Origin of the sequence: Rodentibacter trehalosifermentans (assembly GCF_002000545.1) — a bacterium.
GTDB lineage: Bacteria > Pseudomonadota > Gammaproteobacteria > Enterobacterales > Pasteurellaceae > Rodentibacter > Rodentibacter trehalosifermentans.
Window position 1 is genome coordinate 77,310 of the sequence record NZ_MLHL01000006.1, and the last position, 20,484, is coordinate 97,793.

Annotated in this window: 23 protein-coding genes; 17 read left to right on the forward strand and 6 right to left on the reverse strand. The window is 40.0% G+C overall.

Annotated elements, in window-relative coordinates:
• Positions 1-13: 13 nt before the first annotated feature.
• The 17 genes from traD (at position 14) to BKK52_RS01255 (ending at position 15,571) form a co-directional block, all read left to right on the forward strand.
• Positions 14-2,173: a type IV conjugative transfer system coupling protein TraD gene (traD, locus tag BKK52_RS01175; RefSeq protein WP_077477584.1), complete on the forward strand. Its 2,160-nt coding sequence runs from the start codon at positions 14-16 to the stop codon at positions 2,171-2,173.
• Positions 2,154-2,510, forward strand: coding sequence for a hypothetical protein (locus BKK52_RS01180; RefSeq protein ID WP_136122894.1), 357 nt, complete (start codon positions 2,154-2,156; stop codon positions 2,508-2,510). The genes traD and BKK52_RS01180 overlap by 20 nt, the downstream gene beginning before the upstream one ends.
• Positions 2,510-3,205, forward strand: a complete 696-nt coding sequence (locus BKK52_RS01185; protein ID WP_059366887.1) for a TIGR03747 family integrating conjugative element membrane protein — start codon at positions 2,510-2,512, stop codon at positions 3,203-3,205. Before BKK52_RS01180 ends, BKK52_RS01185 begins: the two co-directional genes overlap by 1 nt.
• A 74-nt stretch (positions 3,206-3,279) precedes the next feature.
• Positions 3,280-4,662 (forward strand): AAA family ATPase, encoded by a 1,383-nt coding sequence (locus BKK52_RS01190; protein WP_077474529.1) that lies wholly within the window; start codon positions 3,280-3,282, stop codon positions 4,660-4,662.
• The gene (locus BKK52_RS01195; protein ID WP_077474528.1) at positions 4,662-5,453 is read left to right on the forward strand and encodes a hypothetical protein; all 792 of its coding nucleotides are present in this window, start codon (positions 4,662-4,664) and stop codon (positions 5,451-5,453) included. Before BKK52_RS01190 ends, BKK52_RS01195 begins: the two co-directional genes overlap by 1 nt.
• Before the next feature lie 141 nt (positions 5,454-5,594).
• Positions 5,595-5,906 carry an integrative conjugative element protein, RAQPRD family gene (locus tag BKK52_RS01200; RefSeq protein ID WP_077477588.1) on the forward strand — a complete coding sequence of 104 codons (312 nt, stop codon included), beginning with the start codon at positions 5,595-5,597 and terminating at the stop codon, positions 5,904-5,906.
• A 2-nt stretch (positions 5,907-5,908) separates the two neighbouring features.
• Positions 5,909-6,151 carry a TIGR03758 family integrating conjugative element protein gene (locus BKK52_RS01205; protein ID WP_077477590.1) on the forward strand — a complete coding sequence of 81 codons (243 nt, stop codon included), beginning with the start codon at positions 5,909-5,911 and terminating at the stop codon, positions 6,149-6,151.
• A 28-nt stretch (positions 6,152-6,179) separates the two neighbouring features.
• Positions 6,180-6,554: a TIGR03745 family integrating conjugative element membrane protein gene (locus BKK52_RS01210; RefSeq protein ID WP_143531371.1), complete on the forward strand. Its 375-nt coding sequence runs from the start codon at positions 6,180-6,182 to the stop codon at positions 6,552-6,554.
• A gap of 9 nt (positions 6,555-6,563) precedes the next feature.
• A complete protein-coding gene (locus tag BKK52_RS01215; protein ID WP_077477592.1) occupies positions 6,564-6,932 on the forward strand; it encodes a TIGR03750 family conjugal transfer protein in 369 nt (122 codons plus the stop codon).
• Positions 6,932-7,579 carry a PFL_4703 family integrating conjugative element protein gene (locus tag BKK52_RS01220; RefSeq protein ID WP_174435483.1) on the forward strand — a complete coding sequence of 216 codons (648 nt, stop codon included), beginning with the start codon at positions 6,932-6,934 and terminating at the stop codon, positions 7,577-7,579. Before BKK52_RS01215 ends, BKK52_RS01220 begins: the two co-directional genes overlap by 1 nt.
• 7 nt (positions 7,580-7,586) lie before the next feature.
• On the forward strand, positions 7,587-8,471 hold the full coding sequence (locus tag BKK52_RS01225) for a TIGR03749 family integrating conjugative element protein (protein WP_077477594.1): 885 nt from the start codon (positions 7,587-7,589) through the stop codon (positions 8,469-8,471).
• A 10-nt stretch (positions 8,472-8,481) separates the two neighbouring features.
• Positions 8,482-9,933: a TIGR03752 family integrating conjugative element protein gene (locus BKK52_RS01230; RefSeq protein ID WP_077477596.1), complete on the forward strand. Its 1,452-nt coding sequence runs from the start codon at positions 8,482-8,484 to the stop codon at positions 9,931-9,933.
• A 9-nt stretch (positions 9,934-9,942) separates the two neighbouring features.
• Positions 9,943-10,353: a TIGR03751 family conjugal transfer lipoprotein gene (locus BKK52_RS01235; protein ID WP_077477598.1), complete on the forward strand. Its 411-nt coding sequence runs from the start codon at positions 9,943-9,945 to the stop codon at positions 10,351-10,353.
• Between the two features lie 11 nt (positions 10,354-10,364).
• Positions 10,365-13,253 (forward strand): conjugative transfer ATPase, encoded by a 2,889-nt coding sequence (locus BKK52_RS01240; protein WP_077477600.1) that lies wholly within the window; start codon positions 10,365-10,367, stop codon positions 13,251-13,253.
• Positions 13,243-13,665, forward strand: coding sequence for a hypothetical protein (locus tag BKK52_RS01245; protein ID WP_077477602.1), 423 nt, complete (start codon positions 13,243-13,245; stop codon positions 13,663-13,665). Before BKK52_RS01240 ends, BKK52_RS01245 begins: the two co-directional genes overlap by 11 nt.
• Positions 13,658-13,993, forward strand: coding sequence for a hypothetical protein (locus tag BKK52_RS01250; RefSeq protein ID WP_077477603.1), 336 nt, complete (start codon positions 13,658-13,660; stop codon positions 13,991-13,993). Before BKK52_RS01245 ends, BKK52_RS01250 begins: the two co-directional genes overlap by 8 nt.
• Positions 13,994-13,999: 6 nt before the next feature.
• Positions 14,000-15,571 carry a conjugal transfer protein TraG N-terminal domain-containing protein gene (locus BKK52_RS01255; RefSeq protein WP_077477604.1) on the forward strand — a complete coding sequence of 524 codons (1,572 nt, stop codon included), beginning with the start codon at positions 14,000-14,002 and terminating at the stop codon, positions 15,569-15,571.
• A 360-nt stretch (positions 15,572-15,931) separates the two neighbouring features.
• Here the strand turns inward: BKK52_RS01255 and BKK52_RS01265 are convergent, their stop codons facing one another.
• The 6 genes from BKK52_RS01265 to BKK52_RS01290 all read right to left on the reverse strand — a co-directional run bounded on the left by BKK52_RS01265 (position 15,932) and on the right by BKK52_RS01290 (position 20,479).
• The gene (locus BKK52_RS01265) at positions 15,932-16,255 is read right to left on the reverse strand and encodes a hypothetical protein (protein ID WP_077477608.1); all 324 of its coding nucleotides are present in this window, start codon (positions 16,253-16,255) and stop codon (positions 15,932-15,934) included.
• On the reverse strand, positions 16,248-16,628 hold the full coding sequence (locus tag BKK52_RS01270; RefSeq protein WP_077477610.1) for a hypothetical protein: 381 nt from the start codon (positions 16,626-16,628) through the stop codon (positions 16,248-16,250). Before BKK52_RS01270 ends, BKK52_RS01265 begins: the two co-directional genes overlap by 8 nt.
• A gap of 94 nt (positions 16,629-16,722) precedes the next feature.
• On the reverse strand, positions 16,723-16,989 hold the full coding sequence (locus BKK52_RS01275) for a type II toxin-antitoxin system TacA family antitoxin (RefSeq protein WP_077477612.1): 267 nt from the start codon (positions 16,987-16,989) through the stop codon (positions 16,723-16,725).
• 86 nt (positions 16,990-17,075) lie between these two features.
• Positions 17,076-17,489, reverse strand: coding sequence for a hypothetical protein (locus BKK52_RS01280; protein WP_077477614.1), 414 nt, complete (start codon positions 17,487-17,489; stop codon positions 17,076-17,078).
• Positions 17,490-17,500: 11 nt separating this feature from the next.
• Entirely contained in the window at positions 17,501-19,498 is a 1,998-nt protein-coding gene (locus BKK52_RS01285) for an integrating conjugative element protein (RefSeq protein ID WP_077477616.1), read from the reverse strand.
• 18 nt (positions 19,499-19,516) lie between these two features.
• Entirely contained in the window at positions 19,517-20,479 is a 963-nt protein-coding gene (locus tag BKK52_RS01290) for a TIGR03756 family integrating conjugative element protein (protein WP_077477618.1), read from the reverse strand.
• Positions 20,480-20,484: the final 5 nt, after the last annotated feature.

The window sequence follows — 20,484 nt, forward strand, 5'->3', positions numbered from 1 at the left end:
ACTTAGGTGAACTATGAGTAATAAATATCTTGTTGAAGCATTATTGCGTCCTCCCGTCGAATTTTATACGACGGCGATTTGCACGATGGCCGCCGGTCTTTGCGCTTATGCACCTTGGGCGGTAGCGTTAAAACCGCATGTAGGGTATGGCATGGCAGTAGGATTTGGTTTAATTGGTGCAAAACGGGCACACGAAGGTTGGCAGATTTTACGTTATCACCGGAATTTAAAACGTTTACCGCACTATGCCTTAACCAGTAAACAAATACCGGTATTAAAACGTGATCTTTTTTTGGGTAAAGGATTTCGTTGGCAACAAAAACATACACAACGATTACATGATTGCTTTCAGCAATCTGCCGAAAAATACACACTTCCTTCCAAGTCTTTTACCTGGGTGCGTGAATTTGAGAAGAAACATAGCGATAGCTTTATTGCTAAGTTGACGTCAAAAGACAGTCCTTTTAATCCTTTTAGACCGTTACCCCCGGTTGAGGGCATTCCGGCAATTCATGGCATTGAATTAAATGAAGTGAATGTGACGGTTCCCCTAAGCAGCCGTGTGGGTCATACGTTGGTATTGGGGACAACCCGTGTTGGAAAAACACGACTTGCTGAGACATTAATTACACAAGATATCAATCGAGGTAGCCGCTTTGAAGAGCGTGAAGTCGTGATATTTATCGATCCTAAAGGGGATGCCGATATTCTCAAAAGAATGTATGCTGAAGCGAAGAGGGCCGGTCGGGAAAAAGAATTCTATGTTTTTCATTTAGGCTGGCCGGATATTTCTGCCCGCTATAATGCCGTTGGGCGTTTTAATAAAATCACCGAAGTGGCGTCTCGAATTTCCGGTCAATTAAGCGGTGCGGGGAATTCGGCAGCATTTAAAGAGTTTGCCTGGCGATTTGTGAATATTATTTCCCGGGCATTAGTTGAACTTGGACGTCGCCCTAATTATGAACAAATTGCACGCTATGTTCGAAGTATAGAGTCACTTTTCTTGGATTATGCTAGATTCTATTTCGATCGGAAAGATAAAAAAATCTGGTTGACGATTCTGGAAGCAGCAGTCAAAGTCGATCCGAATAAATCCTCGCTTGCAATGAGAGGGCGTAGTCCGGAGGTCATTGCCGTCGATCAATATATTCGTGATGAACAAATTTTTGATCCCGTATTGGATGGATTATGTAGTGCGGTACGTTATGACAAAACTTACTTTGATAAGATTGTGGCCTCACTTTTGCCGTTATTGGAAAAATTAACATCGGGTAAAGTCGCTGAATTACTTTCTCCGGATTATTCCGATATTACAGATACGCGCCCTATTTTTGATTGGGAAGAAGTCATCCGTAAGCGTGGGATTGTTTATATTGGGCTTGATGCACTCTCTGATTTGACAGTCGCCTCTGCTGTGGGCAATTCCATGTTTGCTGATTTGGTCTCGATGGCTGGGCATATTTATAAATTTGGGGTCAATGAAGGATTACCTCAGCAAGCCAATACGAAACAAGGTAAGATTGCTATCAATGTACATTGTGACGAATTTAACGAATTAATTGGTGATGAATTTATCCCATTAATCAATAAAGGCGGTGGGGCAGGTATTCAAGTTACGGCATACACGCAAACCATTTCTGATATTCAAGCAAGGACGCAAGATAGAGCAAAAGCCGGGCAAATCATTGGTAACTTTAATACGCTTGTGATGCTTAGGGTTAAAGAACAAGCGACAGCAGAAGTCATGACGAAAAATTTACATGAAGTAAATATATTGGAAGTGATGGCGCTTTCCGGCACAAGTGATAATACGAACCCTAATTCATATGAGGATTTCGGCTCTAATACGAGCGATAGGGTGACAGTAAAATCAAAACCGATGCTTTCTGCTGCGGATATTACGAATTTACCCAAGGGACAGGCCTTTGCCCTAATAGAAGGCTCTCAATTGTGGAAGATTAGGATGCCATTACCGGTTGAAGATAAAGACGATATGATGCCCTCATCTTTACAGCAACTTGCCGACTATATGCGAAATAACTATCGAACAACAGACTCTTGGTGGGAAGGTGTACACTATTATCACCCCAATAAAGAGGCGGTAGAAGCCTTTGAGGCGTTGTCTCAAAAAACATTAAGGGAATCATATGACAATGAAAAAAACAAAGATTGAGATGCGAATTACCGATACACCGGATTGCTACGTGAACCTAGATATTGATATGGGCGCACCTTTAGGTGCCTCTTCAGCCGGTAAATTCGATAACGAGCGACTTGTCTTTTTTGTCGAAACGATTTTTCCGGAGTGGGAAAAACATCAGTGGTCATTACATCAACTGGATAATTATCTTGCTCAATATGGGATTGAAGTATGGAGTCATGATGAGGAAATTAAATTCGGTACGGTACTCCCGGAAGGTTATTTTAGTTTTTGGTTGCGTTTTACACAACAATATCCCGGTGACGTGCTTGTGCAGTGTCAGCGTTTATCACAACAAAAGGTGAATTAATGGCAGGAAACGAACAAGATAAAAGCCAACCGGAAAAGAAGAAAAAGGAATTCTTACCTTGCAAAGTGATTGGCACACTCATTTTCTCGTTATTACTCAGTATCGTCATTGAATGGGTGGGTATTGCGTTTCAATATTGGGAGCCACCCGGTTATCTACACAGTAAACTGGTGATGAAAAATGAGTTCGGTTGGTTTTCCACTGAATTTCAAAAAAGTCTTCTTTATAGTACGCCCGTGGAATTTGTGGAGTGGGCAATTTTACAAACACATCATTGGTTATTTGTGCGAACCGGGATTCAGGCTTGGCTTAATGATCCCTCAAGCTCTGAATGGGGGGCATGGATTTATCATTATCTACGCGATTACGTTGAATCTGCACTTTATGTCATCATCACGTTCATTATTCGATTAATGATCATTGTGCTGACCAGCCCATTGTTTTTACTTGCGGCTTTAGTGGGTATTGTAGATGGATTGGTTCAGCGGGATTTACGTCGTTTTGGCGTAGGACGGGAATCCGCATTTAAATACCATCATGCTAAAAGAGCGATTTTTCCGGTCATGCTTGTTGCTTGGATATTGTATTTATCTATTCCTTTTTCCATTCACCCTAACTGGATTTTAATCCCCTCTGCCGTTTTCTTTGGACTGACGATTTCTTTTACGCTGTCAAACTTTAAGAAACATTTGTAATAGAGTGTGCCGTCTTTACTTAAAGACTTTACAAGCATAGAATAGGGGAGCTAAATTATTTATATTGAGAAAAGATGAAAACTGATTTACATATCCAAAATTTTGGCAAGGTGAAATCCGCAGATATTCGCCTTCGCCCTTTTACTGTCATCGTTGGACCTAATTCGAGCGGTAAAAGTTTTATTACAAAATCGTTATATAGCATCTTTCATTCGATGAATAAGGATTTGGCTACCGATTTTCTTATTAACAATATTACTGATGCAATAGGTTTGATTTATGAAATTCAAGATAAAGTATCTCGAATTTCACAACAAGATATTTCATTTTTTGAAGAACTACATTTCAAATTAACTAACCTAGAATTTTCGATTAGTGAAATTTATGAGGAGCTCACTATACTCGATACCCATCGTATCGTAAAAGTAATTAATGAACTTTTTCCCTCAATTGAATCTACTTATTCTCTAATAAGAGAACGCTTAAATGCTGGCTTGGGTTCAAAACTTAATGCTGTAGAGAATGAAATGATTCTTTTGGGATTGAAGATTAGAAATATAAAAAAATTTGTTGATGAGGAAAGATACATATATGTGTCTCATTTTACAAATGACTTAAGACAAGAATTCTTAAAAAACTTCCAAGTTCAGTCACTTTCATCGTTGTATTCCCAAAGTGAAGACAATATGTTTGATTTTTCTGACTTAGGTCGCATTCAATTAAAAAATCAGACAGTTAGTTTTTCCTTGCATAGAGAGGGTATTGCTAAATTACAACAACTCTACAATGTAGTTTATTTAGAGTCGCCTATTTATTTTAAATTAAAAAATGCGCTAAGAAGTGTTCGATTATCAAATGCAACTTTTAGAAGAAAAGGTTTTCTTAATCAGGTTCCTAAATATTTTTATGATTTAGATCAATTGCTTGATGCTACAATATCAGGTAGTAATAGTGAACTTTTGCCTATTTTAGAACTTATCGAAAAGCGTATTAATGGTTCATTAAGTATTAGTAATGGAGATATTATATTTACCGATAACAATCAAAAAGATATAGAGATTCCATTAAATATGGTTTCTTCTGGTATTTCTAATTTGGGGTTAATTGCGTTATTGATTAAGCAAAATATCCTTTCCAGAGGAAGTTATTTATTCATTGATGAGCCTGAAGTGAACTTACATACCGAATGGCAACATGTCATGCTTGATGTGCTGGTTGAACTTAGTAAACGTGGAGTAATGGTTGTTATCGCAACACATAGTCTTGATATGATATATCGTTTTGAAAATGTTGTAAGTCAGGAAAAACAACTTGTAGAAAAAGATCACTTTAGCTTAAATCGTTTAACTCAAGAAGGTACATCAATACCTTCAGAAGGATTGATTACTGATATCCGTCGAGCGAAAGAAGATTTGGGACGTCCTTATGTTGAATTATTAAAAGCGAGACTTCCTTAATGACAGTAAGAGATTGGGATTCTTTTAGAGAAATATTAGAGCATGAGATCAATTCATGCTCTATTTCTTTAGATGCGCAGGGATATCGAGTTGATGCTAAGAAGGGTAAGCCGGAAGGTATTCGAGATCATTGTTGCCCTGAAACGAAAAATAATCCTAGACTAAAAAGTTGTGATTATTTTTATTTACATGAACAAAAATTTTTCTGCATTGAGTTTTCAGATCTACACCGTCAATACATTGACCGAGATGTTAAGTTTCAAAAAATAAATAGCTTGGCAAACCGATTGCTTATTGAACAACTGCCTCGTAAAGAGCGGAGAGAGCTTCTAAAAGAAGTGAAAGGACTAAAAGTTTTTACTCAAGTAAAAAGTGTAATAAAGCAATTACGTAGCGTTCCATTATCAAAGGAAGATGGATATTTGTTTTTGCAAGGAATTAGAGAAGCGGAACCTTTAGCGATCATTCTAAATGAAATTGTTAAAAAATTTCAGGATACAGATTCACTATTAAAAACGATTTATCATCCTGAATGTGACAGGATTTGTAATTTACCAGACCGCACTATGTCTCGCTATTTCTTCGTCGTTTGGCATCCTCACAGTCAAACTGAACTTAAGGAACTGTACGATAGCGATGTTCTGTCAGAAATTGATATCGGTAGATTATTTGATCCGATTCAGGATAATCTTAGGGAGGCACTTCGTCAAAAATCATTTGAATTATTAAATAGTGAGCAGATTTTTTTACTTCCTTTACTTATGTTTAAAACAAGGTATTGTTCTCATTAATCTTATCTTAAGGTCGGTATCTCACACTATCGACCTTTGTCATAAACTCTCCAATTCCTCAATAGGATTTCTCATTACAATCCCTTCCTAAATTTTGCATTATTTCTTTGCAATAAAATTAACCTTTGGAGCAAGAAATTCATGCGTAACGCTGCCTTCGTTTTTCTCTTTTCATTCGTGTGCTCAACGGTTGCTTATGCCGATGAAACCAGTGAATTAGAACAAGCCATGAGACAACTAGAATCGGCTAAACAAGCCTTGATTCGCGCCCAGAAAAGTGCGAATGCCGGGCTGAAAAGTCGCCTCTATTTTGATTATCAAAAAGCGCATCAAGATATTAATACCGTTAAACAAGGGATTAATTTCTACATTAACGGTGATCGCGCCCAACCACGCGACCCTCGCAAACTTAAAAGCCTTTCCGGTTACTACGATAAAGTCCGGAAAAACTAACTATGTCGGACAAGCCATCTGTAGTACAAAATGCCTTTAAAGCCGGTTCGGGTGCGACGCCTGGCGAACTTCATATCCTCATCATAGGCTTGATTTTTGTTAGCGTTTTCCTGGTCTTGGCGTATATCTGGGTAAATGCATTTAAAGATTTGCGGGAAGGTAACATGAAGATGAGTACCTTTGGCGGATTGATTGTGCGTGGCGTCTTGTTTCTTTGCATTATGGGTTATTTTTTATTGCGTTAGGTTTATTTTCAATATTAAGGAACATCCAATGAAAACATTCGTGAAATTGAAACAATACGGTAAACAAGCTGCACTTGCCATTCCATTATTGGCGTTACAGACCGGAAATGCATTAGCTACCGGCGGCGGTAAAGGTATTCCTAAAATGGAAGCGCCGAGCCGTGGTGAAGGCGGTGGTATTATAGAAACTATAAAAAACTATGGTTTTGATATTGCTACATTAATTGGTTTATTAGTGTGTTGCTGGGGATTTTTTGTCGTAGCAGGTTCAGCGATTGAAACCTTCAGAGAAGTGCGTGCCGGTAAAAAAACATGGGGCGAATTCGGTATGATTTGTGCTGTTGGTATAGGACTTCTTGTTATTATCATTTGGTTAATTACCAAAGCGATTGATATGTTATAAGGATATTCCATGCAAGAGCATTCTCACTCAACTATTACCTTTCTTCCTGAACGTATCAATCGCTCACCGACCGTCTTTCGGGGAATGACCATGATGGAACTTTTTGTTGTTGTAGGCATGGGGGCCGTTGTCGGAGCAGTAATCGGCTTATTGGTGGTGCTCTTATTTGGTCTTGGCTTATACATTATACCTTTGGTTGCTCTCCTTTTAGGTTGGGTGAGCATCCGTTTTGGCGGGGGATATATCGCCCGCTTAAAACGGGGAAAACCTGATGCGTGGTTTGAGCGATATATCCAGTTTAAACGCTCTCCATCAAAATTCATTACAGAAGAAACCCACTGGTCAATTCATCGTTCCCGCAAAAAAGGGCATTTCTAATGAGTATATTGAGTCGATTTAAAAACGCGTTAAGTAATGAGCGCGCCCATGTTAATTCCTTACGTTTGGTGATTGTGGGGCTTTTTATAACCTGTCTAGGATTAGGTTATGGTTGGCATAAATCACCGGATAACTTGACTATCCATGTTCCGCCTGATTTACGCTCGGGCTCAACAAAAGCTTGGTGGGAAATTCCTCCGGCTTCCGTTTATTCTTTTTCTTTCTACATCTTTCAACAATTAAATCGTTGGCCAACAGATGGTCGGGTCGATTACAAAAAAAATATTGAGGTGCTTAGTGCCTATTTCACACCGCAGTGCAAAAACTTTTTATTGGAAGATTATGCTAAGCGGGATGCACTGGGCGAACTTCGTGATCGCGTTCGGGGTGTCTATGAGATACCCGGACGAGGATTTTCAGAAAATCGGGTCACCGTTAATAGCGCCGATGACTGGGATGTCACCCTTGATTTAAGTACCGATGAATACTTTTTAGACAATCCGGTAAAACGCGTTTTAGTTCGTTATCCCTTGCATGTTGTGCGCTATGACGTGAATCCGGAAGCGAATCCTTGGGGACTTGCCATTGATTGTTACCGTAGCTCTCCAAAACTCATTGAATACCGTGAAAACAAAGAACAACAGTAGGTTTTGTATGAAAAAATCAACACGTTTACTTAAAACACTCACCGTTTCGACCGCACTTTTTTCTGCCTTTTCCATTCAGGCTGAGATTTTAATGAAGTGGGATAGAACGCCATTGGCGATTGATCTCGCTACAAATAAAGAACGGATTATCTTTGTAGACAAAAATGTGAAAGTCGGCATACCTCAAAATCTACAAGGAAAATTGCGCGTACAAAGCGTGGGAGGGGCTGTTTATTTTACTGCACTAGAGCCTTTTGAGTTAAATCGAATTCAATTGCGAGAAATTGGGACGGGACAAAATATCTTGCTTGATATGAAAGCAGTACAAAGCCAACGTAAACCTGATCATATTCGATTGGTCTTTGATGAGGATGTGCAATCTAATCAGCCCGGCGTGGAACAAACCCGTGTTTCTGATTCGGTTGACAATGAAGTCAGTCAAGTGCGTAGCGCTTTACCTGTTCCCGCCGCACTGGTGCGTTATGCCGCACAGTCGCTTTATGCGCCACTACGAACGGTTGAGCCACTCCCCGGTGTTCGCCGTGTTGCAATGAAATTACCAAGCTCATTACCGACATTACTTCCGAATTTAAAAGTTCGTGCAACACCGCTTGAAAGCTGGGGATTAGATGGCATGGTTGTGACAGCGGTCAAAATACAACACTTAGAGCCATTTCGAGTGAATTTGGATCCTCGCTATCTCCAAGGAAACTTTTATGCGGCCAGTTTCCAACATGGATGGATCGGGGAATATGGTTCGCTTAACGATACAACAACCGTTTATTTGGTGACGGAGGGCGATGTGAGTAAAGCCATCATTCCAAGCAACCTCAAAACAAAATCAAGTACGAAAAAACTTGTGAAGAAAACCGTCACGGTGCCCGCGCAATAGGAGGTAGAAGATGGCCGAAGTCAAATCAAATAAATTACTTAAATATGGCGTACCTGTCGCAATATTCTTCTTTATTGCGGTAGCTGTCATTATTACCAAAAAAGCAAAACAAGAAGAAATCTCTGCAACACCGGACAATTCAGTGGTTTTTGATTTAACGGATGAAGAACGACGAGATTTAAATCTGAAAGATGGAGATACCCCTCATGACACGCTTAAAACGCTCCTGAGTGAAGTGAAAAAAGCAAAATCGGAAATGGAAAAAACACGTCGTGAAAATGCGGCTTTAAAAGGTAATTCCGCCGAGATAAATGCACGAATTAATGAAGCCGTGCAAATACGTCAAAATGAGATTGAAGCGTCATTCCAAGCTCAACTTAATAGTATGCAACAGAAACTTGAATCCATGATGTCCGGTTCAGCGCAAACTACAAACCCGATGAACGCAGGGAATCAAAATAATAGTGACTTACCCATTGGTTTAGGAAGTGAAGGAAAAAATATTGCACCGGTGATGAACAATGACGCAGTCGGTGCAGATGGGATGCTCTGGGTCGATCCGGATGATATGCAATATAAAGATCAAAGTGGTAAGACGGTTGATGCGAGTGCAACTGGCGCAATTCCTTCCTTTCCTAATCTTTTCAAAAAACTTGATGGCTCTCTTGTGGGGAAAGCGGCGGATGATTTAACAGGGAAAAAACGGGTTTATACCAATGAAGCTAAAGTGACGCCTTATTATACCATTCCGGCTAATGCCACGCTTGTCGATGCGGTGGCAATGACGGCATTGATTGGACGTGTGCCTATTGGTGGTGCGCTCACGGATCCGTTCCCTTTTAAAGCCATCATTGGACGTGAAAACTTATTAGCAAATGGCATTGAATTGCCAGATGTGCAAGAAGCGGTGGTATCCGGCACGGTTTCCGGGGATTGGACACTTTCTTGTGTTCGGGGAAAAGTCACTTCAATGACCTTTATTTTCCAAGATGGACGTATTGTCTCATTGTCTAATTCTCAACGTGAAAATGGCACGATAAGAGAAAATTCAGAGGAAGGATTAGGTTGGTTATCCGATCCTCAAGGGGTAACTTGTATTCCCGGAGAACGAAAAACGAATGCACCGGAGTATCTCAGTACGCATTTTTTATTATCCGGGGCAAGTGCAGCAGCACAGAGTTTAGCGCAAGGTCAAACAACAACTATCGTTGATGGCGGTTCTGTTGTCGGTGCAGTGACAGGGCAACAAGGTAAATATATTTTGGGACAAGGGCTTGCAGGCGGATTAAATGAAACGGCAACCTGGGTTAAAGAACGTTTTGGCCAAATGTTTGATGCGATTTATGTTCCACCGGGTAAAACCGTTGGAATTCATATTACCAAAGAATTAGCGATTGATTACAACGAGGCGGCACGTAAAGTGAAATATAACGGCTCTTCCACTCGTAAGCATTTAGATTAAGGAGACAACATGAAAATGCGTTATTTACTCCCATTTTTGACCGCACTTTTAATGACAGGATGTTCAACCTCTCAAGAGAAATTATTACCGGCAGGTGATCGCTCGATGGCCGAGATTTGGAAAAATGGCGGAGGTAGTTCGCAAAGTGGCATTAATGAAGCACGTGATACGCTTGATTCATCACGTTCTTTGGAAGGGCGTGACGTTGTAGGTGATGAGAATATTCGTTATACCCGGATAGCAGAAAATGAGGTCACAAACCTTTTTCCTCGTCTTCCAAATCCGGATATGACGCTCTATGTGTTTCCTCATTTAACGAATTCAGCCGAGCAATTGCCTGTGCCTGGCTATACGACGGTATTCCCTTTTTACGGACGTATTCAATACGCACAACCCGGCGAAAGAACGCGTGATTATTAGGAGGAATTGAGATGCTCAATCTTTTTAAATCATCAAAATCCTCCCGACGTCCGGTGAAGCGCCATGTCGTTCAAGGCAATACTGAATTGGTTGAACCGGTAGATGCCATCACGCAAGATCAGGACGAGGTGATAGAAAGTGTACCGGTCTTTATCAAACGTCAAGGCGACTACACAGTGGCCGAACATTTAAAGCAATATCATCCCATGTCCTCTTTTGTCGATAAGATACCTTATGTGGAATATTTAGACGATCGAAAAATCCTGTTATTAGAAGATGGTCGTTCTGTGGGGGCAATATTTGAATTAAATGCACTTGGTACGGAAGGGCGTTCTAAAAGCTATTTAGATGAAGTGCGTACAAAGGTTTGTCATGCGATTCAAGACAGTTTTGACGAACTTGATCATCATCCTTGGGTTGTCCAATTTTATTGCCAAGATGATGAAGTCTCGATGGATTATGTTGATATTTTACGTAGTTATATTCGTCCTGATGCGCAAGGTAGTGAGTTTTCAGAGCAATGGCTCAAAATTATGACCAAGCATCTTAAAGATGTTTCTAAAGAGGAAGGATTATTTGAAGACAAGGCAGTAACCGGTACGATGTGGCGTGGGAAACAACGTCGCACACGTATGGTTATTTATCGCTATGTGGAAAGCAACTATGAGCTGGATATGGCGATTGAGGATTTAGATGCGACTTGTGAAAATGCAACCAACGCATTATTGAGTGCCGGAATTACGGCAAAACGCTTAGATGGTCACGCAGTACACCAATGGCTATTACGTTGGTTTAATCCAAAACCGGACTTATTTGATGATAAAGAAGCATTTTATCGGTCTTGTGGCTATACGCAAAAACAGACTGATGACCCGGGTGATTTGTATTTAGCCAATGACTTTGCGGAAACCTTATTAGTGAAATCTCCCCGTACGGAAGAACACTACTGGTATTTTGATGATATTCCTCATGAAGTCGTGGTTGTCGATTCATTACGCCGAGCACCGGAGGTTGGGCATTTAACCGGTGAAGTAAAGCGTGGGGATAACATTAATGCGTTATTTGACTTGTTACCGGAAAATTCGGTGATGGCAATGACCGTTGTTATTTACCCTCAAGATTTACTGGAAAATCATTTGGTGGCCATCAGTAACAATGCACTTGGTGATAATACCGAATCAAAATATACCAAGTTAGACTGTGAAGAAGTCAAACGTTATATCAAAGATAAACATAAGCTATATCTTTCCTCTCTCGCGTTTTATTTACGTGCGGATGATAAAACCGAATTAAAACGCCGGAGCCGTAAGTTACGCTCAATTTTACAAAGTACCGGTTTAGTGCCGATACGTGAAGGCAATGAAATCGCACCATTAAGCACGTATTTACGCTGGCTCCCAATGTGTTTTAATCCGGAAGATGATGCTAAACGTCTTTATACGAAATTTAATTTTGTGCAACACCTTGCCAATTTAATGCCGGTATTAGGTCGTTCAATTGGCACGCGTCACCCAGGTATTACCTATTTCAATCGAGGTGGTGCACCACTGGATTTTGACCCATTAAATAAAGATGACCGAGCTAAGAGTGGCCATTGTTTGATCCTTGGCCCGACGGGGGCGGGGAAGTCGGCTACCTTGAACGGCAAATTTGCCCAGCTGATGGCCATTTACCGTCCTCGATTATTTATTATCGAAGCCGGTAACTCTTTTGGGCTGATTTGTGAATATTTTCAACGCTATGGTATCACTGTAAATAAGGTCTCCTTAAAACCCGGTGCAGGGGTTTCTCTCCCATTGTTTGCCGATTGCAATAAATTAGTTGCCGATCCGGAAATCCAACAAAAACAACGTGAGTTATCTGAACAAGTATTGTCCCCTGAAGGTGACTTGCCGGCATTTAAAGAGAGCGATCTGGAAAACGATGATGAGGCTGAAGAAGGCGATGCACAACGTGATATTTTGGGCGAAATGGAGATGATTGCGCGCATTATGATTACCGGAGGAAAAGTCAAAGAAGACGAGAATATGACACGTGCCGATGAAGCAATGATTCGTAAAGCGATTATCTTGGCTGCAGAAACGACCGTCGCAGAAGGAAGAACAACGCTCACGCAAGATATTCGAGATGCCTTTTATACATTAAGTAAAGATGAGAATTTGCCGGAAAGACGGCGTGAACGTGCTTACGATATGGGAGAAGCAATCGGGTTGTTTTGTCAACCGGGGAGTTTTGATGCTGAATTATTTAATCGAGAAGGGGAGATTTGGCCCGAAGCAGATGTGACCTTGGTCGATTTGGCAACGCTTGCCCGTGAGGGGTATGAAGCACAGTTATCTATTGCTTATATTTCCTTAATTAACCATATCAATAACCTCGGTGAGAAATATCAATTCTCCGGTCGCCCAATCGTGAATGCAACAGATGAAGCCCATATCATCACCGTCAATGCTATGCTTGCCCGTTATAAAGCTAAAGCGGGGAAAATGTGGCGTAAATTAGGGATTTGGCTGTGGCTCGCCACGCAAAATATGAAGGACTTTCCAAATGATGCGGCGAAATTACTTTCTATGATTGAATGGTGGGAGCTGCTTTGTTTAGAAAAAGATGAAGTAGAGCAGGTAAGTCGCTTTAAAGACCTGACACCGGAACAGCAGTTTTTATTACTTTCAACAAAAAAAGAGAATCGCAAATACACTGAAGGGGTCGTTCTTGCCACAAAAATGGAAGCCCTTTTTAGGGTTGTACCGCCTAGTTTGTATTTAGCTTTAGCGATGACCGAACCTGAAGAGAAAAAAGAACGTGCCGATATCATGAAAGAATACGGCATTTCAGAATTGGATGCTGCTTTAAAAGTCGCCGAAAACATTGATAAAGCAAGAGGTATTTATGCTAGCTAAATCTAAAACTATTTTTCAATTATCCGCCTATCAAACGGATATTCAGGTATTAAAAGAGACATTAGTTGAGCCTCATTTAAGTCAAATTAATGCCTTATTAGCGCATTGCAGAAAAAAAGTGGGGGGGTTACAAGATCTTTTCATTCATCCCTATCGAGTCAGTCAGACGAATTACGTTAAAGTCACATTGATTGGTGAACAGGGAAAGTTGACATTTACTTTTGTCATCGCAGGTTATACCGAATATCCGGCTATTGCAGAAAATGCGCTTCGTATTTATCTGTATGTGGTTGATACCGCAGATTGTTATTGGTTTATCGAATTATTGAAATTTGAGCTATCCACAAAATCTGTGGATAATGCTGTGAAAAATAACCAAGAACCGGGGACTAATAAGGAATACCATGAGTGATAAAAAAACAATCAAATCCTCCTCTTGGATAAAAAGTGCGGTGAAATGGCTATTCATTTTATTCGTCACCCTGGCACTTTTTATAGGATTTGCCGCCTTTTCTATGAACCATAGCGAAGGTGTGTTAGCACTTCTTTCCAATATCCGTAGCCATCGCTTTATATGGTTAGGTATTCGAGGGGTGATTTATGCCGTTTGTGCGTATTATCTCTATCGAATTTATCGCCTAGCGAAAAATGAAGAGGATAGGATTGCTTATAAGCGTCTTATTCGTGCGATGGTGATTTTATTTGGAACAGTCGAGCTGTTTAATCTATATCGTGGGTAAATCAATATGTTCATCAATTTAACGGTCGATAGCTATTATGAATATTTTTTAACATTACTTGGTTGGATTATTAGTAATGGTATTTGGGATTTGATGGTTGATACCGGTGCATTCGCAATTCCTTTTCTCGCTCACCTCATTCGTTTATTTGCCAAAGCACGTGAACAAGGTGACGATGAAGGAAATAAAGGGAAGTTACTTGCCGCTTGGTTGGAAAATGCGGTTTATGGTAGCTTTATCGTTATGGTCTTTACCTGTTTACCCCTTTTTAATGTCTCTTATAACACGCTGCAGTTTGATACGGCGAGAATGAAAGAATGCGGTTATACGGTACGTAAGCCAACAGATTTAGGTATGAAAGGACTTTCATCCGAATTAGCCGGGCAAAGTGCCTCTTTACCGCTTTGGTGGGCATTTATTTATACTGCGGGGAAAGGTTTTACCCATGGGGCTGTCGCTACTATTCCTTGTAAACCGGATTTACGTCAATTACGTTTTGATGTTCAGCATACTCGAATTAAAAGCCCGGTGTTGCGTCAGGAAATTCAACAATTTGCTGAAGACTGTTTTTTACCTTCAAGAGCAAAGATTAGACGCCAAAAAATTGACTTAGATGAGGCGCAATCTCGAGATTTAGATTGGATTGGTTCAAGTCTTTTAGTGAATACTCCCGGTTTTTATGACATATATAGAGCCAAAACACCTCAACCATTTTGGGCATATGAACTGCCTCGAGATGATGCTTTACCCAATACCGGCAACGGTGGGTATCCGAGCTGCAAAGTTTGGTGGGCCGATCCTAATGTCGGATTACGTCAACGAATTATTGATACGGTGGATGATGATATCTTTTTACAACTTAGAAAAGCAATTTCTTCTGAGCTTTACAATAGTGGGGTAGAAACGATTGTTCGGAGTGTAGTTCGTCCATCAAATCTCTATGTTTCGGGCGGTGAACCTATTTATCAAGGTTATGGCGGAAATATTGTTGGTGCTGGTGGGGAATATGCGCCGGTGCAATGGGTTAAAAATGCACTTGCCGGCACAATTTCTGCTGCGGGTATTGCGGTAGCTGATGTGGCGGCATTACCCGGGTTTGATGCAATGCGAGAAGCATTACCTATGGTACAAGGGCTTCTATCTCTCGCAATCATTATTGCTATGCCTATTGTGATGATTATGGGGTTATATAGTGTAAAAGTGATGATGACATTAACTTTCGTTCAATTTGGTCTCTTCTTTCTATCTTTCTGGTGGGAGCTTGCACGGTGGTTAGATACCTGGCTGATTGATACATTGTATAACAGCAATACATATTCAAGTTCAGAAACTTGGCGTGAAGCGGCATTGAACTGGAATTTTTCCGGAATACTTAATGAAAAAGACGGTTTGATTGTGAAATTGGTGATTGCAACAATGTTCTTTATTTTACCCGCACTTTGGTTTGGTATGATGTCTTGGGCGGGATTAAAAGTCGGTGGGGAGTTGGCCGGCGCAATATCTAAAAGCGGTAATAGTACTGTAAATCAACAAACTCAGAAGGGAGTTGATAAAGGAATAAACGAAATTAGAAAATAAGAAAATAAGCCACTTGTTCTTAAGTGGCTTATTTTCATTTAGTGTTATTTTAGCTAATTATTTTTATTATAGTGGTAATACACATTGAAGTAATATGACTCAAAGTTTCTGTAACCTGCGAATTTGAGTACCAGAAATGCTAATCCTAAAATAAACGCAAATACAGCAATAATAAAAGAAAAATATAAAGCTATAAGAACAATAGAAGCAACTATCACACCATAAACAACTTTTAGAGGTTTAGGATGCTGCCATTTTTTAAAACGATAAATCAAGTATTTAATCGTGTAGTATGCAAGAAGATAGTACCGCCAAATTTGTCTTTTTCGAGGAAATTTCATAGCCCCTCCACATTATCAATTAATAACGTTTTTCTCGCTCTTCTTTGTCAATGAGAAAAATACTTTCTACTGTTTTAAAGTGAGATTTTTTCCTTCCCGTCAAATAATCACTTTTTCCAAATTTGTATCCTTTAATAACAAATTTACCACTTTCAAATCTTAGGTATGCCAATACTTGCTGTGGTTTTCGTTTTAAGAATACTTTTACGATAGTTTTATTTTTTCTATAAGTTGAATTTATCGGATCTGAGAGCTGTTCGTCAAGCTTTTGCTTGCTTTCTATACTTAAAACAGAATGATAAATAAATTTAACCAAATTATTTTGGAAACCAATGTTAATCATGTTCAATCATATTTTCCATGTCAAGCAGCTTACTGAGTTCGCCACCTTTTATGACTTGGTGTGCGACATTTTCTAATTCTGCCATACTCATAGTTTGCTTAGATTGTGGATGATTATCCCAATATTTTTCTTCGTTATTAAAGAATTGCTCTTCTTTGGGTGTAAGAGGTTGCATAGCGGTTAAAGTCCCATTGTTTTCTAACGTAGCTTCTTGCTCAACCCCAAATTTACTATTTAAAAATTCATCAAAAAAATCTTTAATCGAAATACCTTTGAGTGATGTATAGGTTTTTATCTGCTTTTTACGCAATTCAGAGACTTCAAAATTTAGTCTTACTTTTTTCTTTGATGATACTGTTGTAATAGCAACCATAATTTATAATACTCCTTAACTTTATGGGGTCATAGTATCATGCTTAAATTTTATTATCAAATTATCATTTGATAATTGGTTGTTAGCAAAAAAACTATTCTCTTAGAAGTTCATCACTTAGATGTAAAGCCTCTTTCATCGTTAGATTTAGGTCAGGAGGCTCTATTAATGAGGTTGCAAACAGCATTTGATCATTGATGGTCAAATGAAGTATATCATTCTGCTCAACCGTCTTTTTCGCGACAGATAATGCAGAATTGATAATAAAGTCACTCAGATTACACCCTTCAATAGATGCAGCTTGTTTTAGTCGTGAATGAATCTCTTGGTTAATCTGAATTGTAAATTTTACTATTGTCATACATTTATTTTATGGAAATAATTTCAACTAAAAAAATAAGCGGATAGTTACCGCTTATTTTATCAGGGAGCGATTCACTTCGAGAGTTAAGGAGAAGTGGTCATACTACGTTGTTCAAAGTTATGTACTAAGCCATTTGTTTTACAGGAAACAGTGTCCATTTTATCTCCTTTAAACACATAAAGCGTTGGCTCTTCTACTGATTTTGAGCCACGTGGCTGTACAAATTCAACCACATAGCGCATACCATTGTTTTTTAGCTCTAATGAACTTGTGATAAAACTGGAACCGGTGGCAATGTAAGAATTTTCACTTGATAGCACTTGTTTCGCTGGGTTTTTAAAGGTCGTTTTTCCATAAGTGAATTCGTAATCATTACCGACTTTAATAATTTTCACCGGCGTACCATTTTGGGTATTGCAAGAGAAAATCGTATTGTCGGCTGCAAAAGCAGGGAGGGTAAATACACTGAGAGCAGTGATAGCTAGTAGTTTTTTCATAATTACTCCTTCTATAATCCTAAAATGTAGTCGGCTTCTTGATTACGGCGGCGTGCGTTGACACCATTATTGTTTGTTTGACGATTTCTTACGGCATTGGCTAAATCATTCATGTTGCCTGATTGTACCGAACGTCTTGCTGCTTCTGCAACATCTTGTGTCACATGACCATAATTATACGCATAAGAAGTCAATGCAGCCTGTGCATTTGGTGTGAGTTTATTCCAGACATCAGGGGTGACATTGCGTCGTGCTGTATTGGCAAATTCTTGGGTGCGACGGGCTAAATCACGCTCTGCATCTGCACGATCAATTTTCATGCCTTCCGTCACTCGAACGACAGTACCATCCGCTTTGGTAATAGTATCAGAACCATAGCCGACTCGGTGTGCATTCACATCCCAGTAGGCGTTATCGCGATACCCTTCAAAATGTTTAAGAAGTCCTGTCGCTTGTTCTAGTGCATTTCCGGTGATGGCCGGAACACGATTATAGCTCCCTGATGAGATATTTCCCGTATTGGCTAATGAGCCGGTTCCGTTATAACGGCCGTTAATGTTGCCTAAACCCCCGGAGGTACGGTCAGGTATAGGGAGAACAATTTCTTTATCTTTGGCATTGAAATTGCGGCCATTGCGATTATTGATGTTATTTGCGCCGTCTTCTTTAGTCAGATTTCTGAATTTACTATCCGAATCGTCCGAACTATTACTTTCAACCGCACTTTGTGTGTCATTGATTCGGTTATTTAAGATGGCCATTGCCGTGTTATTAGTAAGAGATTTTTGAATATCCATTTCCAATTTGACCTGTTCAATCTCACGATCAAGTGCGGTCAAATTCGCCATTAATTCTTCCTGGGCAAGCGTATTTGCACTCACATTCGGCTCTCGCATACCGGCAAGAATCATTCGGCGGGCAACAAGTGCTTTTTCAATGGTTCTTGAAATAGCGACTTCTTGAGAGAGTCGGGTTGCAAGTACAACCACATCCGGATCTTCTCGAAGGGATTCAACCAGGCTACGTGTAATTGGCATCGTTGTTGAACTAATATTAGCTAATTGTGCACCGGTAATATTGTCACTATTTAATACACCTTGGAAATGAGTCATTACATTGACGGTTTCATCTTCAATTTTAGGGGCTAATCCTGTACCGGCTTTTGTCGAGGTAGGTGGGGTACCGCAGCTTTCACAGGTTGAGAGCGATTTATCCCCCAATACATCACGCACCCATTCAGCCGCTTGTTCAGGCGAATTCCATTCTGTGCAGAGCATACCATCACATTGTGTTTCCGGTACTTTGGTTTTATCTAATACGCTCCGACCTTGCATGATATTAAAACCGGCTTTAACTACATCTTTTAGGACTTCAATACGATCTTGACCTTCTCCTCCTTTCTTTTCTCCGCCAATCCAAGTTTGTCCTTTTTTACCAAGTTCCTGTTCTGATTTTTTCTTCGCTTTTTTGGCATCCGTTTCGGACGACACGATATTTTTGTAGTTCTCGAGTTTTGCGAACTCCAACCATTTATTATCCATGACATGATCGGCAAGCTTACTCGACATTTCTTCGCAGCTTGTTTTTAATGAATCAAAGTCGATTTTTGCTTGATACAACCCATTTGAGAGAATATCGTAAAGTTGAGGGTTAGCCCGCTGGATGATCATTGCCGGAAGGCTTGCAACCGCACCGGTAGCCGATTCAATCACGTTGCTATAAAGATCTTTGAAACCTTCTGTAATACCGTTTAATTGGTTTTTTACGGTCGTTTTCATATCAAAATTACCGCACATCAGGTTTGTTTTCCATCCAAGTCCAACAGAATATTCATGCATTCTTTTTTTAGAAGGGGGCGGCATGATGGCTGATCCTCCGCCAATTTGATAGAACACTTTATCGGATAATACCGAACCTTGAGCGTAGCCTGTTGCGTATACCACATTTGAGCTTGAGCTGAGTACACCGAGAAATAAACTAAAAGCAATAGGGGTTAATTTCATTTTCATAGGTTAGTTCCTTAATAATTAATAACTCATCCAATCAACACTACCTAAAAAAGTTTGTCCACGTCGTTTACAGCAAGCATAAGGTCGCCATAATGCCCAGCTGTAGCTTTCTTGATTAGATAACTTGTCACCATAAGCATCAGTTGTAAAACCGTCGGGAAATATGGCACAAGTATTTTGTGTTTTAGGGCTTAACATTTGCCATTTATGTGTCTTTTTATTGCCTTCTTTAACTTCTTTCGGTGGCCAATAACCATCACGTTGTTTTGCTGTTGCCGGGAGATAAACGTGTAATTGTCCATCACGGCTTACGATATCTGCGATACGTTGCGCAACAACTGCAGAGGCTTTGTAGTCGTGAACTTGTGAAACATAACCGCCACGTGGGAAGAGGTTTCCCCACATATCCCCGCTTTTACTCACTTCTCTCATACCGGGCGTAAGTGCTTCCGGATAAAACATTTCCGGCATGTTATAACGCCAAGCAAAGTAATCGAGTGCACTTAGAAAGTATGGAACATAAGGTGTTGTTTGGCTTTCGCAGGAATACCCCATAGAGCTAATCATGTTTAAAAATAACCCGCCGGGATGCCCGATTGCTTCCGCATTTTTAAAAGTAAGCTGAGTATATTTTCCCTGTGTCAGAGATTGATAGCCGCCGCCTTTTGCACCTTGATTCAGCATTTTCATTTCAGTCCAAGGACTTTGATTATCATGGTTATAGGTTGAAACAACCATTTCAGGGATAAAATGATGTACTTTTGTTGAAGTGCGTACTTTACAGCCGAACTGAGTACAAAAAAGCCAATAGCACATTCCCACAACCTTATAGTCCGCACAATTTGGCGAAGCGGAGGATGAGGCAATGGTTGCCGTATCAATTGAGCTGCCTTCTATAGCGTAAGAGATTGGCGGAAGGCTTACACCGGCGATAGTAGAGGCTAATCCATATATAACTAATGATGAATATCGTTTTTTCATTGCGC